This window comes from Ruminococcus sp. AF20-12LB (assembly GCF_003478985.1).
Lineage (GTDB): Bacteria > Bacillota > Clostridia > Lachnospirales > Lachnospiraceae > Blautia_A.
In genome coordinates this window covers 65633-87027 of sequence record NZ_QUGH01000001.1, presented here as the reverse complement: position 1 = coordinate 87027, position 21395 = coordinate 65633, and the positions used below count along the sequence as shown (strand labels likewise).

General features: G+C 44.7%; 21 protein-coding genes. 2 read left to right on the top strand and 19 right to left on the bottom strand.

Going from position 1 to position 21395, the window contains the following annotated elements:
• Positions 1-2 precede the first annotated feature (2 nt).
• The 19 genes from DWX61_RS00365 to DWX61_RS00275 all read right to left on the bottom strand — a co-directional run bounded on the left by DWX61_RS00365 (position 3) and on the right by DWX61_RS00275 (position 19012).
• Positions 3-722, bottom strand: a complete 720-nt coding sequence (locus DWX61_RS00365) for a restriction endonuclease (RefSeq protein ID WP_118623208.1) — start codon at positions 720-722, stop codon at positions 3-5.
• Positions 723-1058: a hypothetical protein gene (locus tag DWX61_RS00360; protein ID WP_270426849.1), complete on the bottom strand. Its 336-nt coding sequence runs from the start codon at positions 1056-1058 to the stop codon at positions 723-725. It lies immediately after the preceding gene.
• Complete coding sequence (locus DWX61_RS00355) at positions 1027-2145, bottom strand: hypothetical protein (protein WP_270426800.1); 1119 nt, start codon at positions 2143-2145, stop codon at positions 1027-1029. The genes DWX61_RS00360 and DWX61_RS00355 overlap by 32 nt, the downstream gene beginning before the upstream one ends.
• Before the next feature lie 466 nt (positions 2146-2611).
• The gene (locus tag DWX61_RS00350; protein ID WP_118623204.1) at positions 2612-4060 is read right to left on the bottom strand and encodes a uracil-xanthine permease family protein; all 1449 of its coding nucleotides are present in this window, start codon (positions 4058-4060) and stop codon (positions 2612-2614) included.
• Between the two features lie 206 nt (positions 4061-4266).
• A complete protein-coding gene (locus DWX61_RS00345) occupies positions 4267-5643 on the bottom strand; it encodes a radical SAM/SPASM domain-containing protein (protein WP_021652466.1) in 1377 nt (458 codons plus the stop codon).
• A gap of 56 nt (positions 5644-5699) precedes the next feature.
• Complete coding sequence (locus tag DWX61_RS00340) at positions 5700-6254, bottom strand: HdeD family acid-resistance protein (RefSeq protein ID WP_118512697.1); 555 nt, start codon at positions 6252-6254, stop codon at positions 5700-5702.
• Between the two features lie 180 nt (positions 6255-6434).
• A complete protein-coding gene (locus DWX61_RS00335) occupies positions 6435-6989 on the bottom strand; it encodes a TetR/AcrR family transcriptional regulator C-terminal domain-containing protein (protein ID WP_118512698.1) in 555 nt (184 codons plus the stop codon).
• A 145-nt stretch (positions 6990-7134) separates the two neighbouring features.
• Positions 7135-8463 carry a hemolysin family protein gene (locus DWX61_RS00330; RefSeq protein WP_270426803.1) on the bottom strand — a complete coding sequence of 443 codons (1329 nt, stop codon included), beginning with the start codon at positions 8461-8463 and terminating at the stop codon, positions 7135-7137.
• Between the two features lie 267 nt (positions 8464-8730).
• Positions 8731-10413, bottom strand: a complete 1683-nt coding sequence (locus tag DWX61_RS00325; protein WP_330673244.1) for a sensor histidine kinase — start codon at positions 10411-10413, stop codon at positions 8731-8733.
• A gap of 186 nt (positions 10414-10599) precedes the next feature.
• Positions 10600-11283 carry a phosphate signaling complex protein PhoU gene (gene phoU / locus DWX61_RS00320; protein WP_118512706.1) on the bottom strand — a complete coding sequence of 228 codons (684 nt, stop codon included), beginning with the start codon at positions 11281-11283 and terminating at the stop codon, positions 10600-10602.
• A gap of 4 nt (positions 11284-11287) precedes the next feature.
• Positions 11288-12046 (bottom strand): phosphate ABC transporter ATP-binding protein PstB, encoded by a 759-nt coding sequence (gene pstB, locus DWX61_RS00315; RefSeq protein WP_015526284.1) that lies wholly within the window; start codon positions 12044-12046, stop codon positions 11288-11290.
• Between the two features lie 9 nt (positions 12047-12055).
• A complete protein-coding gene (gene pstA / locus DWX61_RS00310; RefSeq protein ID WP_118623200.1) occupies positions 12056-12970 on the bottom strand; it encodes a phosphate ABC transporter permease PstA in 915 nt (304 codons plus the stop codon).
• On the bottom strand, positions 12960-13817 hold the full coding sequence (gene pstC / locus DWX61_RS00305) for a phosphate ABC transporter permease subunit PstC (protein WP_118061759.1): 858 nt from the start codon (positions 13815-13817) through the stop codon (positions 12960-12962). The genes pstA and pstC overlap by 11 nt, the downstream gene beginning before the upstream one ends.
• Positions 13818-13946: 129 nt before the next feature.
• Positions 13947-14810 carry a substrate-binding domain-containing protein gene (locus tag DWX61_RS00300; RefSeq protein WP_118623198.1) on the bottom strand — a complete coding sequence of 288 codons (864 nt, stop codon included), beginning with the start codon at positions 14808-14810 and terminating at the stop codon, positions 13947-13949.
• 152 nt (positions 14811-14962) lie between these two features.
• Positions 14963-15397 carry an RrF2 family transcriptional regulator gene (locus DWX61_RS00295; protein WP_118512709.1) on the bottom strand — a complete coding sequence of 145 codons (435 nt, stop codon included), beginning with the start codon at positions 15395-15397 and terminating at the stop codon, positions 14963-14965.
• Positions 15398-15844: 447 nt separating this feature from the next.
• Positions 15845-16777, bottom strand: a complete 933-nt coding sequence (gene cysK / locus DWX61_RS00290) for a cysteine synthase A (RefSeq protein ID WP_118512710.1) — start codon at positions 16775-16777, stop codon at positions 15845-15847.
• A gap of 237 nt (positions 16778-17014) precedes the next feature.
• Positions 17015-18019 carry a DUF4097 family beta strand repeat-containing protein gene (locus DWX61_RS00285; RefSeq protein WP_118512711.1) on the bottom strand — a complete coding sequence of 335 codons (1005 nt, stop codon included), beginning with the start codon at positions 18017-18019 and terminating at the stop codon, positions 17015-17017.
• Positions 18012-18695, bottom strand: a complete 684-nt coding sequence (locus DWX61_RS00280; RefSeq protein WP_118623196.1) for a DUF1700 domain-containing protein — start codon at positions 18693-18695, stop codon at positions 18012-18014. Before DWX61_RS00280 ends, DWX61_RS00285 begins: the two co-directional genes overlap by 8 nt.
• Entirely contained in the window at positions 18692-19012 is a 321-nt protein-coding gene (locus DWX61_RS00275) for a PadR family transcriptional regulator (RefSeq protein WP_118512713.1), read from the bottom strand. The genes DWX61_RS00280 and DWX61_RS00275 overlap by 4 nt, the downstream gene beginning before the upstream one ends.
• Positions 19013-19188: 176 nt before the next feature.
• Between DWX61_RS00275 and DWX61_RS00270 the strand changes: the two genes are divergently transcribed.
• Positions 19189-20214, top strand: coding sequence for an N-acetylmuramoyl-L-alanine amidase family protein (locus DWX61_RS00270; RefSeq protein WP_270426808.1), 1026 nt, complete (start codon positions 19189-19191; stop codon positions 20212-20214).
• Between the two features lie 21 nt (positions 20215-20235).
• On the top strand, positions 20236-21390 hold the full coding sequence (locus tag DWX61_RS00265; protein ID WP_118512714.1) for a serine hydrolase: 1155 nt from the start codon (positions 20236-20238) through the stop codon (positions 21388-21390).
• The last annotated feature ends 5 nt before the right edge of the window (positions 21391-21395 follow it).

Genomic DNA, 21395 nt, shown 5'->3' with positions numbered 1-21395 from the left:
GTTTACTGCCCCTTCTCAATAATCATATCTTCTGCTTCATGTCTATCTATATATTGGCGATAATCAATTTCATTCTTTAAAGCAATATATTTATCATAAATAACAGAAAATACACTTTCTTCTTTTTTATATATTTTTTCCAAATCATCTTTATCCAGAACTATAATATACCGCTTTTCACGCAAAGCAATTTTTTTAATTAAGCCTTGTGAATCGCTCCATTTATTTCTTCCTGTTATTCCCTCCCATGAGATCATAATTCCAAAATTTGTATTAGCAGCAGACATTAGTGAACTAAATTTACCTACATATGTTACATTTACTGGTCCATCATAATTCTTACATTCACATAAAAATGAGTCACCAAAACATGGAAAAGCGGCTTGAATCCCTGATAATCTCGCTCTCTCAGTCCAACGTATCAGCAAATCAATTTCATTCGTACTTGTTCTGCAATTTCTATATACATCTAATAAAGAACCTGCACTTTTTTGAAACAGTATCGTTGATAATTCTTCAAGCTTTTTACCTTTTTCCCCTTTGGATAATCCTCCTGTTGCAATATCAGCATATAATTTTTGATATGCCCTGAGCTCATCATCTGGCAGCATTAATAAAGTAGATTTATAACGGCTAGAATCTCTTAGAAACTCAGCCAGTGTGTACCCCGACTGATTTAATAAGTTTTCTGCATCTCTGAATCTTTTCTCTTCTAAATCCAATTACAATACCTTATAAATAATTATCGCATGCTGAAGCGGATTTTCAATCTCAGAATCACAATGTACACAGTTAACAAACTCTGGGATCTCTAATACTGTTTTGAAAATGTTTCCAGTAAATCTCTGACATACTGGGCAATAAATCTGTAAATATTGTTCAACCAGCCCTTTATCAACACATACTTCCAAAATATCATAAATTTCCTTAATTGCAATTCCAAGCTCTCTATGAACTGCATCCGGATAAATCCATTCATTGGAATGATACTGACCCATATAGTTTAAGAATGCGTCAAAATCGATATTAAATTTCTTCTCCTTTAACAAAGGAACCACTGACTGAAAGATATTCAATTGCATCATTCATTCGCCCCATTCCTAAATCTTTACAACTTCCCGTAATATGCTGTAATAATGTGTATCTATTGTTGAAATAATCAAAAGTAATTTTTACAATATAGCTCTGTGTTTCTACTGGTTTTACCCATTTTACATATATGTATGGATAGCTTGCAGTTGCTTCTTTTTCATTGAGATATTGCAATAAAAGTTGTTTTACTTCATCCGCTTCACTAAACAGGTCTTCATTTTCATCAATCAGTTCCCTGATTTCTCCAATAAATGGCAATACATAATCACCATTTTCAGCAGCTGTTAATTCAGCAGAACCGCCTGATTTCATTTCCATCATTTGTTTATACATTCGTACTTCTGTATTCTGAATATTATTAATAATCCGAATAGTTTCTGTATGTTCACAAGCAAACAGTTTAAGACCCAACGTATCTTTTATCCATTCTACACAGTACATCACAATTTTAGAATATGCATCCTTGTCAACCTGTTCATTGTAACTATATCTCATTGAATCATATCGTATTTCTAATACATTTATCAATGGATCAATATAAATCACCACCGGATATCTGTAATTTATCTGCTCAAATGTCTCCGAATGTAAATACGCTTTTTGTAAGACAAATTTTATGAAATATTTTTTGTCCTCCCTGAAAGCTCTGGGAATTGCTTCACTTAATACTCTATCAATGACTAAATCCGGTTCGTATGTTTTACCGTCAAATATAGAAATCTGTTTTTCTTTTAATATATCCTCTATTGTTCTTTCCCCTGTTTCATAAAAAAATGGAACTGAATATTTATATAACTTTTTATACTCCATTTCTTCATAGAAACTTGAAAACGCTCTTGATGTCGCTGTCTTTGTAATAATTCCCTTAAAATCCTTTTTTGATTCAAAAAACAGTGTCTCGTCACTATCACTCAATTTTCTCTGTTCTTCAAATGTGATTTTATTATCCAATTCGAGCTTTTTGCATATAAAACGCTGAAAATTATTAGATCCACAAAGAAGAGTATTTTTATAAAATTCTAAAAATGTTGCTTCATCCATAGGTGTACGCATAAAATCACCTGCTTTCAATAGATATATATCATATTACTACAATCCAAGCTGAATTTCTATTATCTTTCTTATCCTTTACAAATAAATTATTTCAATCCTATTTGATGAATATAATTTCAGTCTAGCACAATATGGGCGAAATCACAAGAAGATTATTTCGACATTTTACCTCCCAACAGAGCGGCACAGCCTCCCCTCCTCAACACCCCCGAATCCCGCACCCTGTCAGAACATTCACGCCCACCACAACGCAGAACAGCGGCGTGGCCAGGAGGGGAAGAGCGCGAGAAGGGGAGACGGCCTTCGCAACTCCGAGTGCTTCCCCTTCTCGCAAATTACCGCCTTCCAAAAGGCCGAGCCTTTATCCCAAAAACAAAAAATAAAAACATATAAAAAAAAGACCGCCAGACCAATAAAGTCCAGCAGTCTTAAAAAAGAAAAAAACTCTTTTTATTCTTACACTTTCTTATTTATTCTTAACTTTCTCCAGCATCTCCTCAGCTCTCTCAATCTCACTCTTCTCATCCTTCGGAAGAACAATATTAAGAATAATAGCAAACACCGCTGCCGGAACAATACCGGAACCGCCGAAGATCAGGCTGATCGCCTGCGGCAGATGCACCAGGATCGCTGTATTGGAGCCAAGTCCATAACCAAGACCAAGTGCTACGGAAACGATCGTAACATTTCTCGGTCCTATCGGCCACTTGGTAATTAACTGGATACCGCTGACAACAATGGATGAGAACATCATAACAGCAGCGCCGCCAAGAACACTCTGCGGCATGATGGAGATCAGTGCTGCAAGCTTCGGGAACAGTCCGCATGCGATCAGGAAGATTCCTCCTGTAGCGATACAGAAACGGTTTACAACCTTATTCATTGCAACCAGACCAACGTTCTGGCTGAAGGATGTGTTCGGAAGCACGCCGAACAGTGCTGCGAAGGAAGATCCAAGTCCGTCACACATAACACCACCGGAAAGCTCTTTGTCTGTAGCCTCTCTTCCAAGACCACCCTCTGTGATTCCGGAAATATCACCAACTGTTTCAACTGCAGTTACAATAAACATGATCAGGATCGGCACGATCGCACGTGCGTCAAATACCCATTTTACAGGCATCAGTGCCGGTACCGCAAACCATTTTGCCTGAGCAACCTTGTCCCAGTTGAGAACCCAGGCCTTTGTAGCCTCCACAGCAGCACCTGTGTCATCTACATATGTAAATGTTGTAGGAAGTACCATAGCCATGATACTTACCAGAATGTATCCCACGATAATACCGATGAGGATTGAAGAAAAGCTTGTGAAGCCTTTTGTTCCATGCTTCAGTACAATGATCACGATCAGAACTACAAAGCCTACGAAAAGGTTTTCAAGAGAACCGTAATCCTTTGCGGAATTTCCGCCACCAAAAGAGCTGATTCCCACACCGATCAGTGAAAGACCGATTGAAAGTACAACCGTACCTGTTACAACAGATGGGAAAAATTTTCTTAAGGGCTTCAGAAAGCTTCCCAGAACAGTCTCAAAAAGACCGCCGATAAAGCAGGCCGCCATGATCGAACCATAGGCAATGACACCATTTCCCATAACTCCGGCAACACTCTGACATACGCCGATGAAGCCTGAACTTGTTCCCATAACGATAGGAAGCTTGCCACCGACCGGTCCGATCGTAAAGACCTGTACAAGTGTAACAATTCCTGCGATCAGCATTGCATTCTGAAGTAATGCAACCTGAAGATCCCCTCCTGCTTCGATCCCGCAGGCAGCTGTGATGATCAGAAGCGGGGTAAGATTACCCACAAACATGGCAAGCACGTGCTGCAGTCCAAGGGGAATTGCCACCTTAAGAGGCGGGCGTCCGTCCAGCTCATAAGGGCTGGCTGTGTTTTTCTCCTGTTTTTCCATAATGAATCCATCCTTTCTTTCCCTATGTCCTGACGATAACATAAAAAAGAAGGCAGTTATACCCACTGCTGAATATAACCGCCCTGTTATCTGTCAGTACACGTATCGTGTCTCTTCTTTTTCGACACTCTTATCTGAACTGTTATTTCAGACTCCTGAAAAACGGGTTCATTATACAGTATCCCAACATCTATATCAAGTATTAATTAACAAGTTGTTGATTTTTTTGCAGCTTTTTTCGCCTGGCTCTCACTCCAGAGCTCATCGGCCTGTTTCTTCCATACCTCTGCATAGTGATCACACTTTGCACAGAGATGCTCCGCTGTTTCCGGTGACTGAAGATCTGTAGATTTCGCTCCTGCACGCTCAACCATCTTGCGGAGAAGTTCAGGATTTTCAAGCATCGGACATGGACGAAGCATGTTCTTGTTGAACGGCTGACCTTTGTGATACTCCATAAAGATCGGGCTCTTCAGCGCCTCAAGAAGTGTACATTCTTTAATGTTCGCATTGGAGAAATGAATGAATACACAAGGATCCACGTCTCCGTTTGCATTGATATGGAGGTAACGACGGCCACCTGCGATACATCCGCCTACATACTCTGCATCATTCTGGAAGTCCATTGTGAAGAGAGATTTTGTGGCACGGAATCTGCGGACGCTGTCATACATTTTGATTCTCTGCTCCGGTGTGGGAAGAAGATCTGCTGCCGCATCATTTCCAACCGGCATATAGTGGAAGAACCATGCAAAATAAGCACCGCACTCGATCAGATGATCGAAGTATTCCTCACTGCTTACTGCATCTACGTTTGCGGATGTGTAGCATGTGGAAACACCGAACGGAAGTCCGTGACTCTTCAGAAGCTCCATGGCATGCATAACCTTCTGATATACGCCATCTCCACGACGTCCGTCTGTAGTTGCCTCTGTTCCCTCAAGGCTGATAGCCGGAACGAAGTTTTTCACACGGAGCATTTCCTGACAGAATTCTTCGTCGATAAGAGTTCCGTTTGTAAAGGAAAGGAACTCGCAGTCCGGATTCATCTCACAGATCTTAATGAGATCCTTTTTGCGGACCAGTGGCTCACCGCCTGTGTAGATGTACATATAGGTTCCCAGCTCTTTACCCTGTTTTACGATAGAATCGATGGTCTCAAGATCCAGGTTCAGCTTGTGGCCATACTCTGCTGCCCAGCATCCTGTGCAATGAAGGTTACATGCGCTGGTAGGATCAAGAAGAATTGCCCACGGTACATTGCAGTCATTCTCTTCTGATACCTTTTCCTGCGTTGCGCTTCCCTTAAGACTGGCATTTACAATAAAGTTACGGAAGAATGTCTGGCGTACGCCTGCATCCAGCTGATACATACGAAGGATCAGCTGATACCAGTTGTCCTTTGCCTCGATGGAGTGACGGATCGCATTTCTCTGTCCTGCATACCAGCCATCCGGCGTTACTTTATCAACCATTTCCATGATCTTCGGTATGTTTGTCTCCGGATCCTTCTCAAGATAATCCAGTGCTTTTGTTACGGTAGCTGCGATCGCTGCCTGTTTTGCTTTGTCTACGATTCCCATACTCTATTTCCTCCTATGTTATTATCTAAAGTGATTGGTTATTTTTATGTTTATGTTTAAAGCCGACTCTTGATGATCTTGATCGTCAGGATCCCGACCCACAGATTGAGGATTCCTTCCAACAAAATGGAAAATCCTACCAACGCCATCATCGTAGCTGCTGCTTCAAATGGCCTGATAAAAACCAGAACTCCGATTACTCCGGTGACCAGTGCGATCAGCAGGATCTGCCACCACAGCGCCAGACCGAATCTCTTCGCATCTACAGACATCTGGATCTTAAACAGGGCATCTGCCAGGATCAGGATTCCAAACACGGAAAAAATAAGATCCACTGCGAAATTTTTTCTGGCTATCATGATCACTCCCACTGCCATCAGCAGGATCCCGAAAGCCAGATCGAACTGAAATGCCAGACAAAAAGCATCTCGCGTGAAATATCCGCTGATCTTAATAGCTCCGTACAGGATCAGCATGATTCCCATAAGCACGCACAGCATTTTTACAGAGCTTTTGGGCTTTGCCATCAGAAAAATACCCAGCACGCAGAACAGTAATGACATGACGATGTAGATGTTTTTTACAAGCTTCAGCTGTTTCAGGTCATCCATACGTTCCCTCCTTGATAATTTTTTCTCATTTATTGTACTGAATTATACATCACCGTGTCGTTTAAAAAAACAGACAAAAAAGAGCCAGTGCCTAAATTTCAGACACCAGCTCAAAATTAACTGTTTCTATATTTTAATAATATTCGAGGACATTCCTGTTCCACAGGTGAATGGATATTTTTAATCTTTCAGATTTTTGTACTGACTCTCGAGGCTCTTCTCGTAAATATACTCCAGCTTATGCATATCTGACAGGATATCATAATCCATATCATGCCGCAGCCAGTCCAGGATCACTCCCACAAATACGCATTTATAATACCGGCTTATAAGATGCCTATCCTCCTGATCCATTTCAAAGTCCCCGACCGCCCTGTTGATCAGCTCCTCCACCACACGCTCCGTGGCATGATCCAGATAATCGGCAAATACATCCCTCTGGATCGAGCGGTACAGATGTATCATGGCTTTTTTGTTCTTCTGAACTGCATTGACAAGGATTTCCATACAGTCGCTGACTGATTCCGGTGCTTTCTGATCCTTCAGAATGTCATTCAGCTCTTCCTTCACCATTGCTTCCACCGCATCCGGAATATCCCTGAAATGGTAGTAAAATGTATTCCTGTTTACTCCACAGCGTTCCACGATGTCCTTTACCGTAATCTTGGACAATGGTTTTTCGTTCATAAGTTCCGTCAGTGTATGCAGTATGATCTGTCTTGTAAAACCTGGCATTTTCTCTCCCCCATCACAAGCTTTCCTCGGGTTATTCCCTTATTATGTCACAATATTAACACTCTTTCAAGCAACAACATGTTAGAAAATGTCCATAAATCCTCCCCCCGATAACTGTCCTATGGCCTGACTGAACAAGGTTTTGTCAGATCTCTTCTTTCTGTTCCTGCACTTTTTTCTCTGGCTGAATATGAACGATCCCCTCCACAACGGTATGGTTTCTGACCTGATTTACCACAATATCCAGATTTTTCCAACTGCATCGGAACTGTTCTCCATCCTCCGGTACACGTTCCAGAACTCCACAGACAAAGCCGCTGAAGGTATCATATTTTTCTACAGGAAGCTCCACATTTACAGCCTCTGCCACATCATCCAGGATCGCTCCCCCCTGTATTTTCCAGATATGTTCTCCTGTCTTCTCAATATCATCCGGCTTCGGCAAATCCGTCCTGTCGTCAATATCTCCCACCAGTGTTTCCACAAGATCATGCAGAGTGACGATCCCCACAAAACAGCCGTATTCATCCAGCACTACTGCAAAATAATCCCGTTTCTCCCTCATTTCCCTGAAGATCAGGTTGGCACGCATGGATTCCGGTACAAAAAACGGTGAATAACAGGCATGCTGCAGAACAGCTTCTCTGGATCTGTCATCCAGGCGGAAATAATCTCTGGTGTCCAGAATATGGATAATATCATCCTGATCCTCCCCGCATACCGGATAAAAGGTGTGACGGTTCTCTCTGATGATCCTTTCCCATTCCTCATCGGAGTCTTCCATATAGAGGACAACCACATCTCTTCTGTGTGTACAGATCTCATCTGCCGCAGTATCATCCAGGTCAAAAACATTCTGGATCATCTCGCTTTCTTCCTGCTGGATGCTGCCCTGTTCATTTCCCTCTGTAAGCAGCATACGGATTTCTTCCTCTGTGGCCTGCTCCTCTTTTTCTTCCGGTTTGATCCCCATCAGATACAACACACCATTGGCAGTTACTGTCAGAAGTGCGGTAGCCGGCCAGACTGCAATCATCGCGATCTTAAGAAGTCCTGCAAGACGCAGAGACAGCTCATCCGGATTTTTCATTCCCAGACGTCTTGGCACCAGTTCTCCGAACAGAAGACTTACATAGGAAAGCAGTATAGTCACAATGATCATGCATACGATCTTCAGAACATTCTGTGGTACATCTATTCCTGACCTTATCAGTGCTGCTGTCATCGGCTGTGCAAAATATTCTGCCGCAAAAGCGCTCTGCAGAAATCCTGCCGTAGTTACCGTTACACGGATCGCTGTCATAAAATGTGCCGGCTGTTCTGTGAGCTTTATCAAAATCTGCGCCCGGTGATCTCCCTCTTCCACCAGCTCCCTCATCTTTGCTTCATTCATGGACAGAATCGCCATTTCCGCACCTGCGAAAACAGAGTTCAGAAAGATCAGGAATACCAGTAAAACAATTGCCTGTATCATATTTTTATTCCCCTCAGTATAGTCGTTCGGAATTATCCCGAACCAATTATAATACAGAAAGCGGACCGTTATTATCCGCTTTCCTGTTGCTTATTCTGATTATTATTACATAAGATAGCATAACCCTTCCGGTCTGTCAAACCATCCGCTTCCAACCAGCAATATACTATACTATAATATAAAAAACAGCAGATACATGCAACAGAACGGCCTTTCATCTTCCACTCTGCTGCATGCCTATGAACATCATCGCTGCACGACCTATGTTCACTCTGCTGCTTCTTTTTCCATATGATGTTTCGGAAATTCCATAATGATCTCTGTTCCCTGTCCCGGTTCACTGTTAAGCCACAGCCTGCCGTTCAGAGTTTTTACCCCGTGCTTCACAATGGAAAGGCCAAGACCGGTTCCGCCGATTTCCCTGGAATGGCTTTTGTCCACCCGATAAAAGCGTTCAAAAATGCGTTCCTGATCTTCCTTCGGAATACCGATCCCTGTATCCCGCACATTCACGCGAACTGCATCCTCGCCATCCTTCAGCCTCACAAAGACCTCTCCGCCCCGACGGTTATATTTGACAGCATTATCGCAGACATTATAGAGAACCTCTTCCATGATCGTCGGCACTGTATCCAGCACTGTACTTCCGCCTTCCATATACATATGCACTTCCTGCTTTTCAGCAGCTTCATGTAAGGTAGAAAAAATATCGTGAGTCAGACTGTAAATATCCAGTTTTTCCCACTGATACGGCAATCCGCCTTCATCCAGACGGGAGATGCGGATCACATCCCCAACCAGACGGATCAGTCTCTGCGCTTCCTTATAGATGCGTCCTGCAAAGACCTTCACATCCTCATCCTTCACAAATCCGTCCTGCATGATCTCAGCAAATCCGGAAATGGAAGTCAGCGGCGTTTTCAGTTCATGGGAAACATTGGCGGAAAATTCTCTTCGCAGCTGTTCCCTTTCTACTTTTTCGGTCACATCCACCAGAAGGATCACCGCACCCTCTGTCTTGTTTTCTCTTGTGACAGGATTGGCGATCACCTGAATCTCACTGCCACCCAGACGAAGGATCTTGTTCTCATGTTTTCCTTCAAGGACCTGCCCAACGACACCTCGGAACTCCTCCGAGCGGTTCAGAAGATATACACTTTCTCCTGTTTTGATCTCCTTTACCTTAAGAAGCTTTCCCACACTGGAGTTGACAGAAAGTACCATGGTATAACGGTCGATCACAAGAAGTCCCTCCTGCATGTTCTCCGTGATAATAGAAAATTCCTTCTGCTGTCTTCTGGCTGCCTCAAGCTGCAGACGGATCTGCCGGCTCTGTCTGCCGATCTTGCTGAGAAGCGGCTGTACCTCATCATAGGCATCATTCTCCTCAGGATGCTCCAGATCAAGCCCATTAAGAGGTTCCACAACCTTTCCGGAAAGCCTGGATGCAAATACGCCGGACAGGAGCAGCATAAGTATCAGAACTGCAACAAAAGGTGGAAGCAGCTGCAGGAGCAGCATCCATACAGAAGCCTGGTTACTGGAAACTCTCAGCACATTGCCATTTTCAAGGCGTACTGCATAATACATGGTTTTTTCGGAAAGAGTTGATGACATTCTTTCATCTGCACCTTCTCCGTTGATCTCTGCTTCACGGATCTCCTTGCGGTGTCCGTGATTATCCATGCTTTCCACATCTGCCTCATTGTCGTAGATAACTTTTCCACTTTCATCCACATAGGTGATCCTGGACTCCTCATCATTCAGCTTCTTCAGATAATCTGTCCCGGCACTTTCCACACCTCTGGAAATATACACGGCTTCTTTCTTCAGCTCACCCATCAGCTGTCCTTGAAAATAGTGATAAAGGATCCCCACGACAAATGCCAGTCCCAGTACTGTGATCAGTGAGGAAACCAGCATGATATACTTAAATATTTTTTTGCTCAAAGCTCAGCCCTTTCCTTTCTCCGAAATCTATATGATATTTTACAAAACCAATGTAAAAATAATTATCTGAAAAAAGTTAAATCCTTGTAAATTTCATCACATTATAAAAAGTGCTGTGATATCCTTTCAATACCACAGCACTTTTTTACAATAATGCAACTCTTTCCAATCTGCTCTTACTTATTTCTATTCCTCAACAAAATAGTTATCTGTATGGCTGGAACCGCTTCTGTGGTTTCCTGTGATGGAATATTCCACCCACTCTGCAATATTCACGGCGTGATCACCGATACGCTCGAAATATTTTGCAGCCATAAGGATATCCAGACCGATACTTGCATCCGGCTTTCCGTTATTCAGAACCTCGGCCAGCTTTTCCTTGATATCATTGAAGGCATCGTCCACCTTATCATCATCGTCAATAACTTTTCTGCAAAGCTCAAGATCACCCTTTACAAAGGCATCGATGCTTTCTGTAACCATCCGGACAGTATCCTCTGCCATCTTCCGGATATTAATGATATCTCCGGTAACTGCTTTGTCCTCGATGTGCTTGGACAGATCCGCAATATCTGCTGCCTGGTCACCGATGCGTTCCATATCGGAAATCATCTTCAGCGCTGCGGAAATGGATCGCAGATCTCCGGCTACCGGATGCTCATGAAGAAGAAGCTTCATGCAGAGATTTTCAATCTCTCTTTCCTGTGCATCGATTTCTTTTTCCGTCTCAAAGATCTTGCCAATGAGAGTCATTCCGCCTTCACCCTGAATAGCTTTGGCAGAAAGTGAAATTGCTTTTTCACAGAGACTTCCCATGGTGATCAGTCCCACGTGAAGCTCTTCCAGCTGTCTTACAAAACGTTCTGACATAATATCAACCAAACCTTCCTGTAATATAATCCTCTGTACGCTTATCTGCCGGCATGGAGAACAGCTTGTCTGTATCCGCAAATTCCACAACCTCACCAAGAAGGAAAAATGCTGTCTTGTCGGAGATACGGGTTGCCTGCTGCATGTTATGTGTGACCATGACAATGGTGTAATCCTTTTTAAGCTCTACTGCCAGATCCTCGATCTTGGAAGTGGAGATCGGGTCCAGGGCAGATGTGGGCTCATCCATAAGAAGCACCTCCGGCTGTACTGCCAGGGCACGGGCAATGCAGAGACGCTGCTGCTGTCCGCCTGACATTCCAAGAGCACTTTTTTTCAGGCGGTCCTTGACCTCATCCCAGATTGCCGCATCACGGAGAGATTTTTCCACGATCTCATCCAGCTTCGCCTTGGAACGGATACCGTGAGTCCTCGGGCCATATGCAATGTTATCATAGATGCTCATCGGGAACGGATTGGGCTTCTGGAATACCATACCCACACGTTTACGCAGAAGGTTCACGTCCATATCTCCGTAAATATCTTCCCCGTCAAGCTCTACCTTTCCTGTGATGGTACAGCCTTCCACAAGGTCATTCATACGGTTTAAGGATTTCAGAAGTGTGGATTTGCCGCAGCCGCTTGGTCCGATAAATGCTGTGATCTCTTTTTCCGGGATCTCCATATTGATTCCCTTCAGGGCATGAAAGCTTCCATAATGAAGATTCATATTATCAATTGAAATTTTTGTATTTTCACTCATGATCGATCATTATCCTTTCGCAATTTTTCTGGCTACCAGACCGGACAGTCCGTTAATAACAAGTACAAATGCCAGAATGACTACTGCTGTTGCAGATGCCTGGTTTACATGAAGTCCCTCACTGGAAAGCACATACATGTGAAGTGCCAGGGTACGTCCGGAACCCATCAGGCTGTTTGGAACTGCCGCAACAGTACCGGAGGTATAAAGAAGTGCTGCAGTCTCACCTACCACACGTCCGATGGCCAGGATCACACCTGCCAGGATTCCGGGAACTGCGGAGGGAAGTACAATCGTAAAAATAGTACGGAGCTTGCCTGCTCCAAGTCCGAAGCTTGCCTCACGGTAAGAATCCGGAACAGATTTCAGTGCTTCCTCAGCGGTACGCATGATCAGGGGAAGTACCATGATCACCATAGTCAGCGCACCGGAAAGAAGAGACATGCCCCAGTGCAGTGTGGTTACAAAGAACAGCATACCGAACAGACCATATACAATGGATGGAATACCGGAAAGTGTCTCTGCGGTAATACGGATCAGCTTTACAAAGCGGCTGCCTTTTTTTGCATATTCCACAAGGAAGATCGCTGCAAAAATTCCTACCGGAGCGGCAATCGCCAGAGATACCAGTGTCATGATCAGGGTATTGATCAGTGACGGGAGAAGGGAGACGTTCTCTGAGGTATAGGTGAAACTGAACAGACTTGCGTTCAGATAGGGGATACCTTTTACAAGCACATAGCCGATGAGGAAGAACAGCAGTGCAAAAGTGATCACCGCTCCCAGCAATGTAAGGAATGCCAGGACTCCCGCGCCAGGATGTCTTGCGTAGGACTTCAGCTGGTCTCCTATAGTAAGTGTATTTCTTTTTTTCATTGTTGCTTCTGCCGCAAGATCTGCGGTTACTGATACGTTAGTTTGCATGCTCCGCCCTCCTGTTCAGCAGTGAAAGACTTAAGTTGATGATCAGGATAAATACAAAGAGTACAACTCCTGTTGCGATCAGTGCTTCTCTGTGAAGTCCTGATGCATATCCCATTTCTGTTACGATGTTTGCAGTCATGGTACGTACACCCTGAAGAAGTCCCTTCGGCATACGCGGCTGGTTTCCGGCTACCATGATCACGGCCATGGTCTCACCGATGGCACGTCCGATCCCAAGGACAACGCCTGCCAGGATTCCGGACTTTGCTGCAGGAAGCATAACAAAGAAAATGCTTCTTTCTTTTGTTGCGCCAAGTGCAAGTGAGCCTTCATAGTAGCTTTCCGGAACGCTTCGTACTGCCGATTCCGTAACTCCGATGATCGTCGGAAGGATCATGATTCCCAGAAGGATACATGCTGCCAGCATACTGCTTCCGGTTCCGCCGAACAGCTGGCGGATCAGCGGTACCAGGAGAACCAGACCAAAATAGCCATATACGATGGATGGAACGCCTGCCATAAGCTCAATACCGGATTTCAGTGGTTTATAGATTTTTTTCGGGCAATATCTTGCCATGAACACGGATGTAAAAAGTGCGATCGGTACTCCGATAAGGATCGCTCCTGCTGTTACATAAATACTTGCCACGATCATCGGCAGAATTCCGAATTTATCGTTTGTTGGTCTCCATTCTGTTCCGAAGAGGAATTTTAAGGGACCAATCTTTCCCATTGCAGGAAGGCCATTTGCAAAAAGAAACACACAGATAAGAAATACTGCGAGAACCGATGCACAGGCCGCAATGAGGAAAACGACCTTCATGGCCTTTTCTCCTAAATGATTCATAAGACACCTTTCTCTCTGTTCCAGTGGATATCCACTGTGCTGATATATAACGGAGCGGCTTTCCTGACCTTGTCATGATCGCCGCTCTGTGGAAGATACTTCAATAATCAGTTTCGCAATTTCGGGAGATTATTTTGTAACGTCTTCCCAGTCTGTGATGTCGCCTGTGAAGATGGATTTTACCTGGTCACTGGAAAGTTCCTCAAGGTCATTTCCGTTGTTTACGATTACTGCAATACCATCTCTTGCGATTGCTTCGGAGCTGATTCCTTTATCTTTCTCTTCGTCCTTCAGATCACGGGATGCCATTCCGATATCACATACACCTTCTGCTGCACTGTTGATTCCTGTTGTAGAGTCGCTGACCTGAACCTCTACTGTGATGTTTTTATTTGTTTTCTGATATGCCTCTGCAAGCTTCTCCATTACAGGTCCTACGGAAGAAGATCCCATAACTACGACTTTGCCTTTTGCATCTCCGGCTTTGTATGCCTCTGCTTTTTCATCTACTTTGATGTAGCCTTCTTTTTCGATGATGTCCTGTCCGTCAGAGCTCACGATGTAGTTAATGAAATCCTGTGCTGCATCGCTGAGCTTGTCGCCTGTTACGATGTTGAACGGACGTGCTACCTTGTATGTATCATCTGCAACGTTCTCGGCTGTTGCCTCTGCTCCGTCGATCTTTACTGCTTTTACTGTATCGTTGAGGGAACCAAGGGATACGTATCCGATAGAGTTCTCATCGCCTGCTACTGTGGTAAGCATTACATCTGTGTTGTTTGTGATGCTTGCTTCCTGTGTTGTCATATCTACCTTCTCGCCGTCTTTTTCTTCCTCAATACCAAACAGCTCTACGAATGCTCCACGTGTTCCGGATCCGTCCTCACGGGAAATTACGTCGATCGCTCCGGATGGTGCTGCCATTACAACTGTTCCCATTACTGTAGTTCCGATAAGTGCTGCTGTTAAGATGCCTGCGATTCTTTTTTTCATGATTTTTTCTCCTCATTTCTATGATCATTTTTACTTGCTCACTGCTTAAGTACAGGTGTTATTATAGGAATGGAAGGTAAAATATAAAATCGCAGTTTTGTAAAATGTTGGTTAAAAAACGGGATAAAAAAAAAGCTGCTTACGCAGCTTTTTTATATGATATACTCGTCCGCCTTCACGGATTGCCAATTCATCAGGTCTTCCAGGGTTATATGATCTACTACACCTTTGATAGCGTCGTCCAGCTTTTTCCAGAGGATCTGGGTGACGCAGTTCTCCTCACGGTCACAGATGGCTCCGTTGTCGTCCAGACATTCCACAGGGGAAAGACTTCCCTCTGTAAGACGGAGGATCATTCCGATGGTATATTTATCCGGGGTCTGCTGCAGTGCATAGCCACCCTGAGGGCCACGGACACTGCGGACAAAGCCTGCTTTGTTCAGGATGGAGATGATCTGCTCCAGATATTTATCGGAAATCCCCTGACGCTTCGCCACATCCTTCAGTCGGATCGGTTTTCCTGTATAATTTGTGGCAAGATCCAACATCAGTCTCAGCGCATATCTTCCTCTTGTAGAAATCCTCATGTAATATTTACCTCCAATATTTCAGTATTCTTCTGATTCATAGCCTTTTGCTCTTTCTGTTATTGTGCAGCTGTTCAGCCGGAAATATTCCTCTGTATTCCATGACCGGCACCCTTCTCTGTGATGCACAGATAGCAGTGTCTGCTTTGCAGACTTTATTCTTTATATTGTTAATAGGTTTTATTCGTTTTCTCTATTATACCTGAAAAAGCTGCAAGATACAAGCACGTCCCCACAGAGTGCTTACTTAATTATAGCAATTCCATAAATTACTGAAAACAATCCCGTCCATCATAGCGTGAAGTCCTGCGTCAGATATCTTTGCCGTGCGTCAAAATCAAGAATAAAACCGGCGCTCCGGCAGCCTGCTTGAACAGGCATTCAGGAGCGCCGCAAATAATCCCGCAGAGTCTCGCTTCGGGGCAAAAGAAGCGGTCTTCGGATCGATTATTTTATAAACAGTGGTGTGGAGTAGTAACGGTCTCCACTGTCCGGAAGAAGTGCTACGATCACTTTACCCTTGTTCTCCGGGCGTTTTGCAAGCTGGATCGCAGCATAGAGAGCTGCACCGGAAGAAATTCCTGTAAGGATTCCCTCTTTTTTTGTGAGGAGTTTGGATGTCTCGAATGCATCCTCATTCTCTACCGTGATGATCTCGTCATAAACCTTGGTGTCAAGTGTATCCGGAACGAAGCCTGCGCCGATACCCTGGATCTTATGCGGGCCGGCTTTTCCCTCAGAAAGTACAGGAGATGTTGCCGGCTCAACAGCTACTACTTTCACATTCGGGTTCTGACTCTTCAGATACTCGCCTGTACCTGTGATCGTTCCGCCTGTACCAACACCGGCTACGAAAATGTCTACCTTCCCGTCTGTGTCGTTCCAGATCTCAGGACCTGTTGTTGCTGCATGTACCTTCGGGTTGGCCGGGTTCTCGAACTGTCCTGGGATAAAGCTTCCCGGAATCTCTTTGGCAAGCTCTTCTGCCTTGGCAATGGCTCCCTTCATTCCCTTGGCTCCATCTGTCAGAACTACCTCTGCGCCGTATGCTTTCAGAATGTTTCTTCTCTCAACACTCATGGTCTCCGGCATGGTAAGGATCGTCTTATAGCCCTTGGCTGCTGCGATAGCTGCAAGTCCGATTCCCGTGTTACCGGATGTGGGCTCGATAATGGTTGCGCCTGGTTTCAGAATACCTTTCTGCTCTGCATCTTCGATCATTGCCTTACCGATTCTGTCCTTAACGCTTCCTGCCGGGTTAAAATACTCAAGCTTGGCAAGTACTGTAGCCTCAAGTCCCTCAGACTTCTCTACGTTCTTAACCTCCACAAGCGGTGTGTTTCCGATCAGTTCCAGTGCGCTTCCGTAAATTTTACCCATGATGGTGTCCTCCTTATTTCTCTTATATCCATTCCCCTATTTCCTAGTAACTATATATGCTTTCTGTGATTTGATTGAATTATATCATAGTACAGGGATTTGTCAATACATTTCAGAGAAAAAAACGCAGGAATTTTTTGCCTGAGAAATCCTCTTTCCAAAGCTTTCTGTCGTGCCTTTACCAGGCATAAAAAAAGTCTGCATACAGGTGGGGTTCCATGTATGCAGAACTCTTTTTCACTTTTCTGATTCTGTTAAGGTAATATCTCCATCTCCGCATTTCACATTCAGAGCCGGTGCGGAAGTATCCACTTTATTCTCGTAGACAGAGTAAGAATCCCCCTCACTGCTTCTGCCTTCTGATACGCCGGAAGCATCCACATCGCCATCTGTGGTCTCCAGATGTATGTTGGTTTTTTTCACGCTGCCAGCTTTCATTTCAATGGAAACATCACCGTCAGAACTGTTGATATCCATATCGCCGTTAAAACTGCTGTCTCCGATCTGCAACTCACCATCTCCAAGGCTGATCTCCCCATCTCCAAGAGCTGCCCTTTTCAGCGTCACATCACCGTTGCTGTTTTTCAGTTTCAGAGATCCTGTCCGGATATCCCCGATCTCAAGCTCCCCGTCTCCAAGTGTCGCCTCGAAATCTTTAAACTCACCTCTGTCCAGATTCATATCTCCATTTGAGAGCTTCACTGTCATTTTCTCACAAAGCAGCTGTTCTGCGTTAAGATCTCCGTCCGAAAGATGGATATCGCCCTCCGAAAGTTCTGCGTTCTCCGGCACATAAAGGATCACTGTGTTTAAATACTTCTGCGTTTCTGTTTTCTTTACATGCTCTCTGAAGATTCCCAGATCATATGTTATATAATAATTTCCTGAAGAACCTTCATACTCTTTTAAGGTAAGTTTCCCGTCTTTATCTTCCCATGTAAGAGGATCTTTTTTTCCGGTTTTTTCAAGTTTGTATTCCATATAATAATGAGTATCATCGGAAGTCCGGATTTCCAGATCAAGATTGCTGAAATCAACATCCAGTTTCGTAAAATCATCGATCTGCTGTTTTTCCATCACTGCAAGGTTTTTATCAGAAGAATTTCCTCCGGATACATAGAAATGATCGGAAGCATATGTGAAATCTTTTCCCCCAGCAAAATATCCGGCAGTGGAAAGTACAACTCCCGCCACACAGAGTGCTGTGCCTGTCATCAGTGCTGTCTTTGCAATCTTATTCATCTTTACGCACCTTCTTTCTTACAAATCTGTTTACCAGACGTCCGATTCCTGTTGCACACCATTTACAGATATATATGGTAAGAATTCCGATCAGGATCCCGGCGCCTGCCATAAGAAATCCGCTGCCTGCCATCATACACGCTGCTGCCACGGACTTCAGTATCAGCATCGCACCAAAACCGGCAAGCAGGATTCCTCCGGCTATCGCTGCAACACTTGTCACACCCAGGGAAAAGATCACTGATGCGATCACAACAACTACTGCAAACAGTACTGTCAGCGCACTGATCAGAAGTACCAGACTGACTGGTGACGCACAGAGGACCAGGATGGCAAGGAGGATGATCTTCCCCGGGGAACGCTTATTTTTTGTGGAATCATGGGCATTCTGCCCTGCTGTACTCCGCCCCTGGACAACGGAACCGACTTCCGGCAGTGCTGCCGTTTTTTCCCCGGTACTGTCCTTGCCGCCACCAACACTTTCCTGCAGAAGGTTCAAAAGCAACTCCCTTGCTGCTTCCCGGGGTTGTCCCAGTTCTTCCATGACCTGCTGTTCATTCTCAGGTCCTGCCTCATCAAAGTATTCCGAAAAATACTCAATGGCATTGTCATAATCTTCTTTCGGCAGCCGCTTCAGATATTTCTTCAGCTGCTCCATATATTCATTTCTTGTCATTTTCGAAGTCTCCCTTCCACAATATCATCTATGGTATCGCGGTATTCTCTCCACTCTTTTCTCAGATATTCCAGCTGTTCACGACCGGCTTCCGTGATGGAATAGTACTTTCGCTTCCTGCCCTGGAACTCCTCGGAATACGTTGTGAGATAACCACCTGTCTCCAGCTTACGCAGGATCGGATACAATGTTGACTCCTTGATAGATGCAACCATCTTCACCGTCTGGCTGATCTCATACCCGTAAGAATCCTGCTGTTCCACAACGGAAAGGATCAGGCATTCCGTCAGCACAGCTGACACCGGATAGTAATACATACGCTCACCTCTTTATGTAATTATTTTATATATAAAATTTTTATATATAATTATTTTATATATATAATATCACACTTTTCCCTGTTGTCAACACCAATTTCACAATTGCTTTTTCCTACCTCCTTCTTTATAATATTTACAAATACAAAACATCCACCCAGAAAGGACATGAATTTATGGAAAAAAAGCCTCATCTGATGGCGATCGTCCTGTTTCTGACGGGTCTTATCTGTATTGGACTGCTTTTTGGTTTAAGCTATAAAACCTACCGGAAGATTGATGCAGTTGACCAGAAAATGGCATCCGTGATCAAACCGGTCCAGCAAAAGCAGAAATCCATGAAAGAAGACATCGAACTTTATACAGCTAAGATCGAAAAGAAACAGGCAGCCAACAAATACCTGCAACAGCGGGCACAGACAGAAAAAGCTGTCAAAAACAGCACCGGAGAGCACGAACGGGCGCCGGAATCCGAAAACAGCCAGAAAACAACCAAACCTTCCGTTTTCAGTGAAGCCGGCGGCGAAGGATTCACGGATGGCGGTGATGACACCACATCTTCTGCTTCCAACGGCCATATCGTCGGGATTGATCCCGGACATCAGGGCGAAAATGTTGATATGAGTGCCACAGAGCCTAACGGACCAGGTTCCTCCACCATGAAGGCCAAGGCTTCCACCGGAACCAGAGGTTCCTTCAGCGGTCTCCCCGAGTATCAGCTGAACCTGGATGTTTCTCTTCTGCTTAAGGATATCCTGGAACAGCGTGGATACCAGGTAATAATGACAAGGACAGACAATGATGCCGCTATCAGCAACAAGGAGCGTGCAGAGCTGGTCGCTTCCCAGGGTGCGGAGATCTGTGTCCGTATCCATGCAAACGGAGATGATTCTGCAGATGTCTCCGGTGCTCTGACCATGTGTCCGTCCCAGCAGAATCCTTATGTTTCCAGTCTCTATGACAGTTCCAACAAACTATCCAAATGCATTGTGGATTCCTACTGCGCAGCTACCGGATTCCAGAACCGCGGAATCATCTACACCGATTCCATGACAGGCATCAACTGGAGCACGATTCCGGTGACTATTGTGGAAATGGGATTTATGACCAACCAGAGCGATGATCTGAAAATGGCAGATTCTTCCTTCCAGCAGACTATGGCAGAAGGGATCGCCAATGGAATCGATGCTTATTTCCAATAATAAAAAGGAGTTTGTTTATATATGAAAAAAAATACATTTCTGTATATTGTGATCGCAGTGCTTGTCATCGCACTGGCAGGACTTGGGGCACTGAATGTCCGCTCCCTAGACAAGCTTGCTTCTCTCCAGACAAAAGTTAACAAGCTGCAGAAAAGTGTGCAGGAGGTTTCTGATTCTGCCGCTGAGCTCAGCAGCAAAGCCGATCAGCTGGATGCTCTTTATCCTGATGATCCTACCGTTTCCAGCGCTGCTGCCGCAGCATCTTCAGCTGAAATCCAAGGTCCTTCCGTACAGGAAGAATCCACAGATACATCTGCAGCTTCCGATTCTTCCGAATCTTCCGGCAGCAAGGACAGTTCTTCTTCCACTCAGGAAGAAGGAACACTTTCCCCATCCAGCGGAGGCACTTTCACAGACAATTCAGACTCCAGTATGGACAACCTTCTGAACCAGGTACAGTCCCTTCTTCCCACCGATAACGGAACCTGGTCCGTGTATGTATGCAACCTTGCAAAAAATACCGAGGGAGCCATCAATGACCAGCAGATGCAGGCTGCCAGCCTGATCAAGCTCTATATCATGGGTGCCGTATACGAAGATTATGACAGTCTTTCCTCCAAATACAGCAAAGATGCCCTGGACAATGCGCTGAATTCCATGATCACCGTCAGTGACAACGATGCAGCCAACACTCTTGTCAACTACCTCGGCGGCGGTGATGATGCAGCCGGAATGGCACGTGTGAACAAATTCTGCCAGGATCATGGATACACCAGCACATCCATGGGACGTCTTCTTCTTGCAGATAATTCCAACGGAGATAACTACACTTCTGCAAAAGACTGCGGAAAATTCCTGAAGACCATCTACCAGATCGACAAGGGTACTGCTACCGACAATAATGACACACTTGCAGGAGCGGAATACATGTACCGCCTCCTGAAAATGCAGACCAGAAAAAACAAGATCCCGGCTCAGATGCCTTCCAATGTAAAGGTTGCCAACAAAACCGGTGAACTGGACACCGTAGAAAATGATGCCGGCATCATCTATGACACAGCCAAGGGAATCGACCTGGTAGTCTGCTTTATGTCACAGGATCTTAACGACACCACAGCCGCACAGAACACCATCGCACAGGACAGCCGTGCGATCTATGGCTACTACAACGAATAACGAAA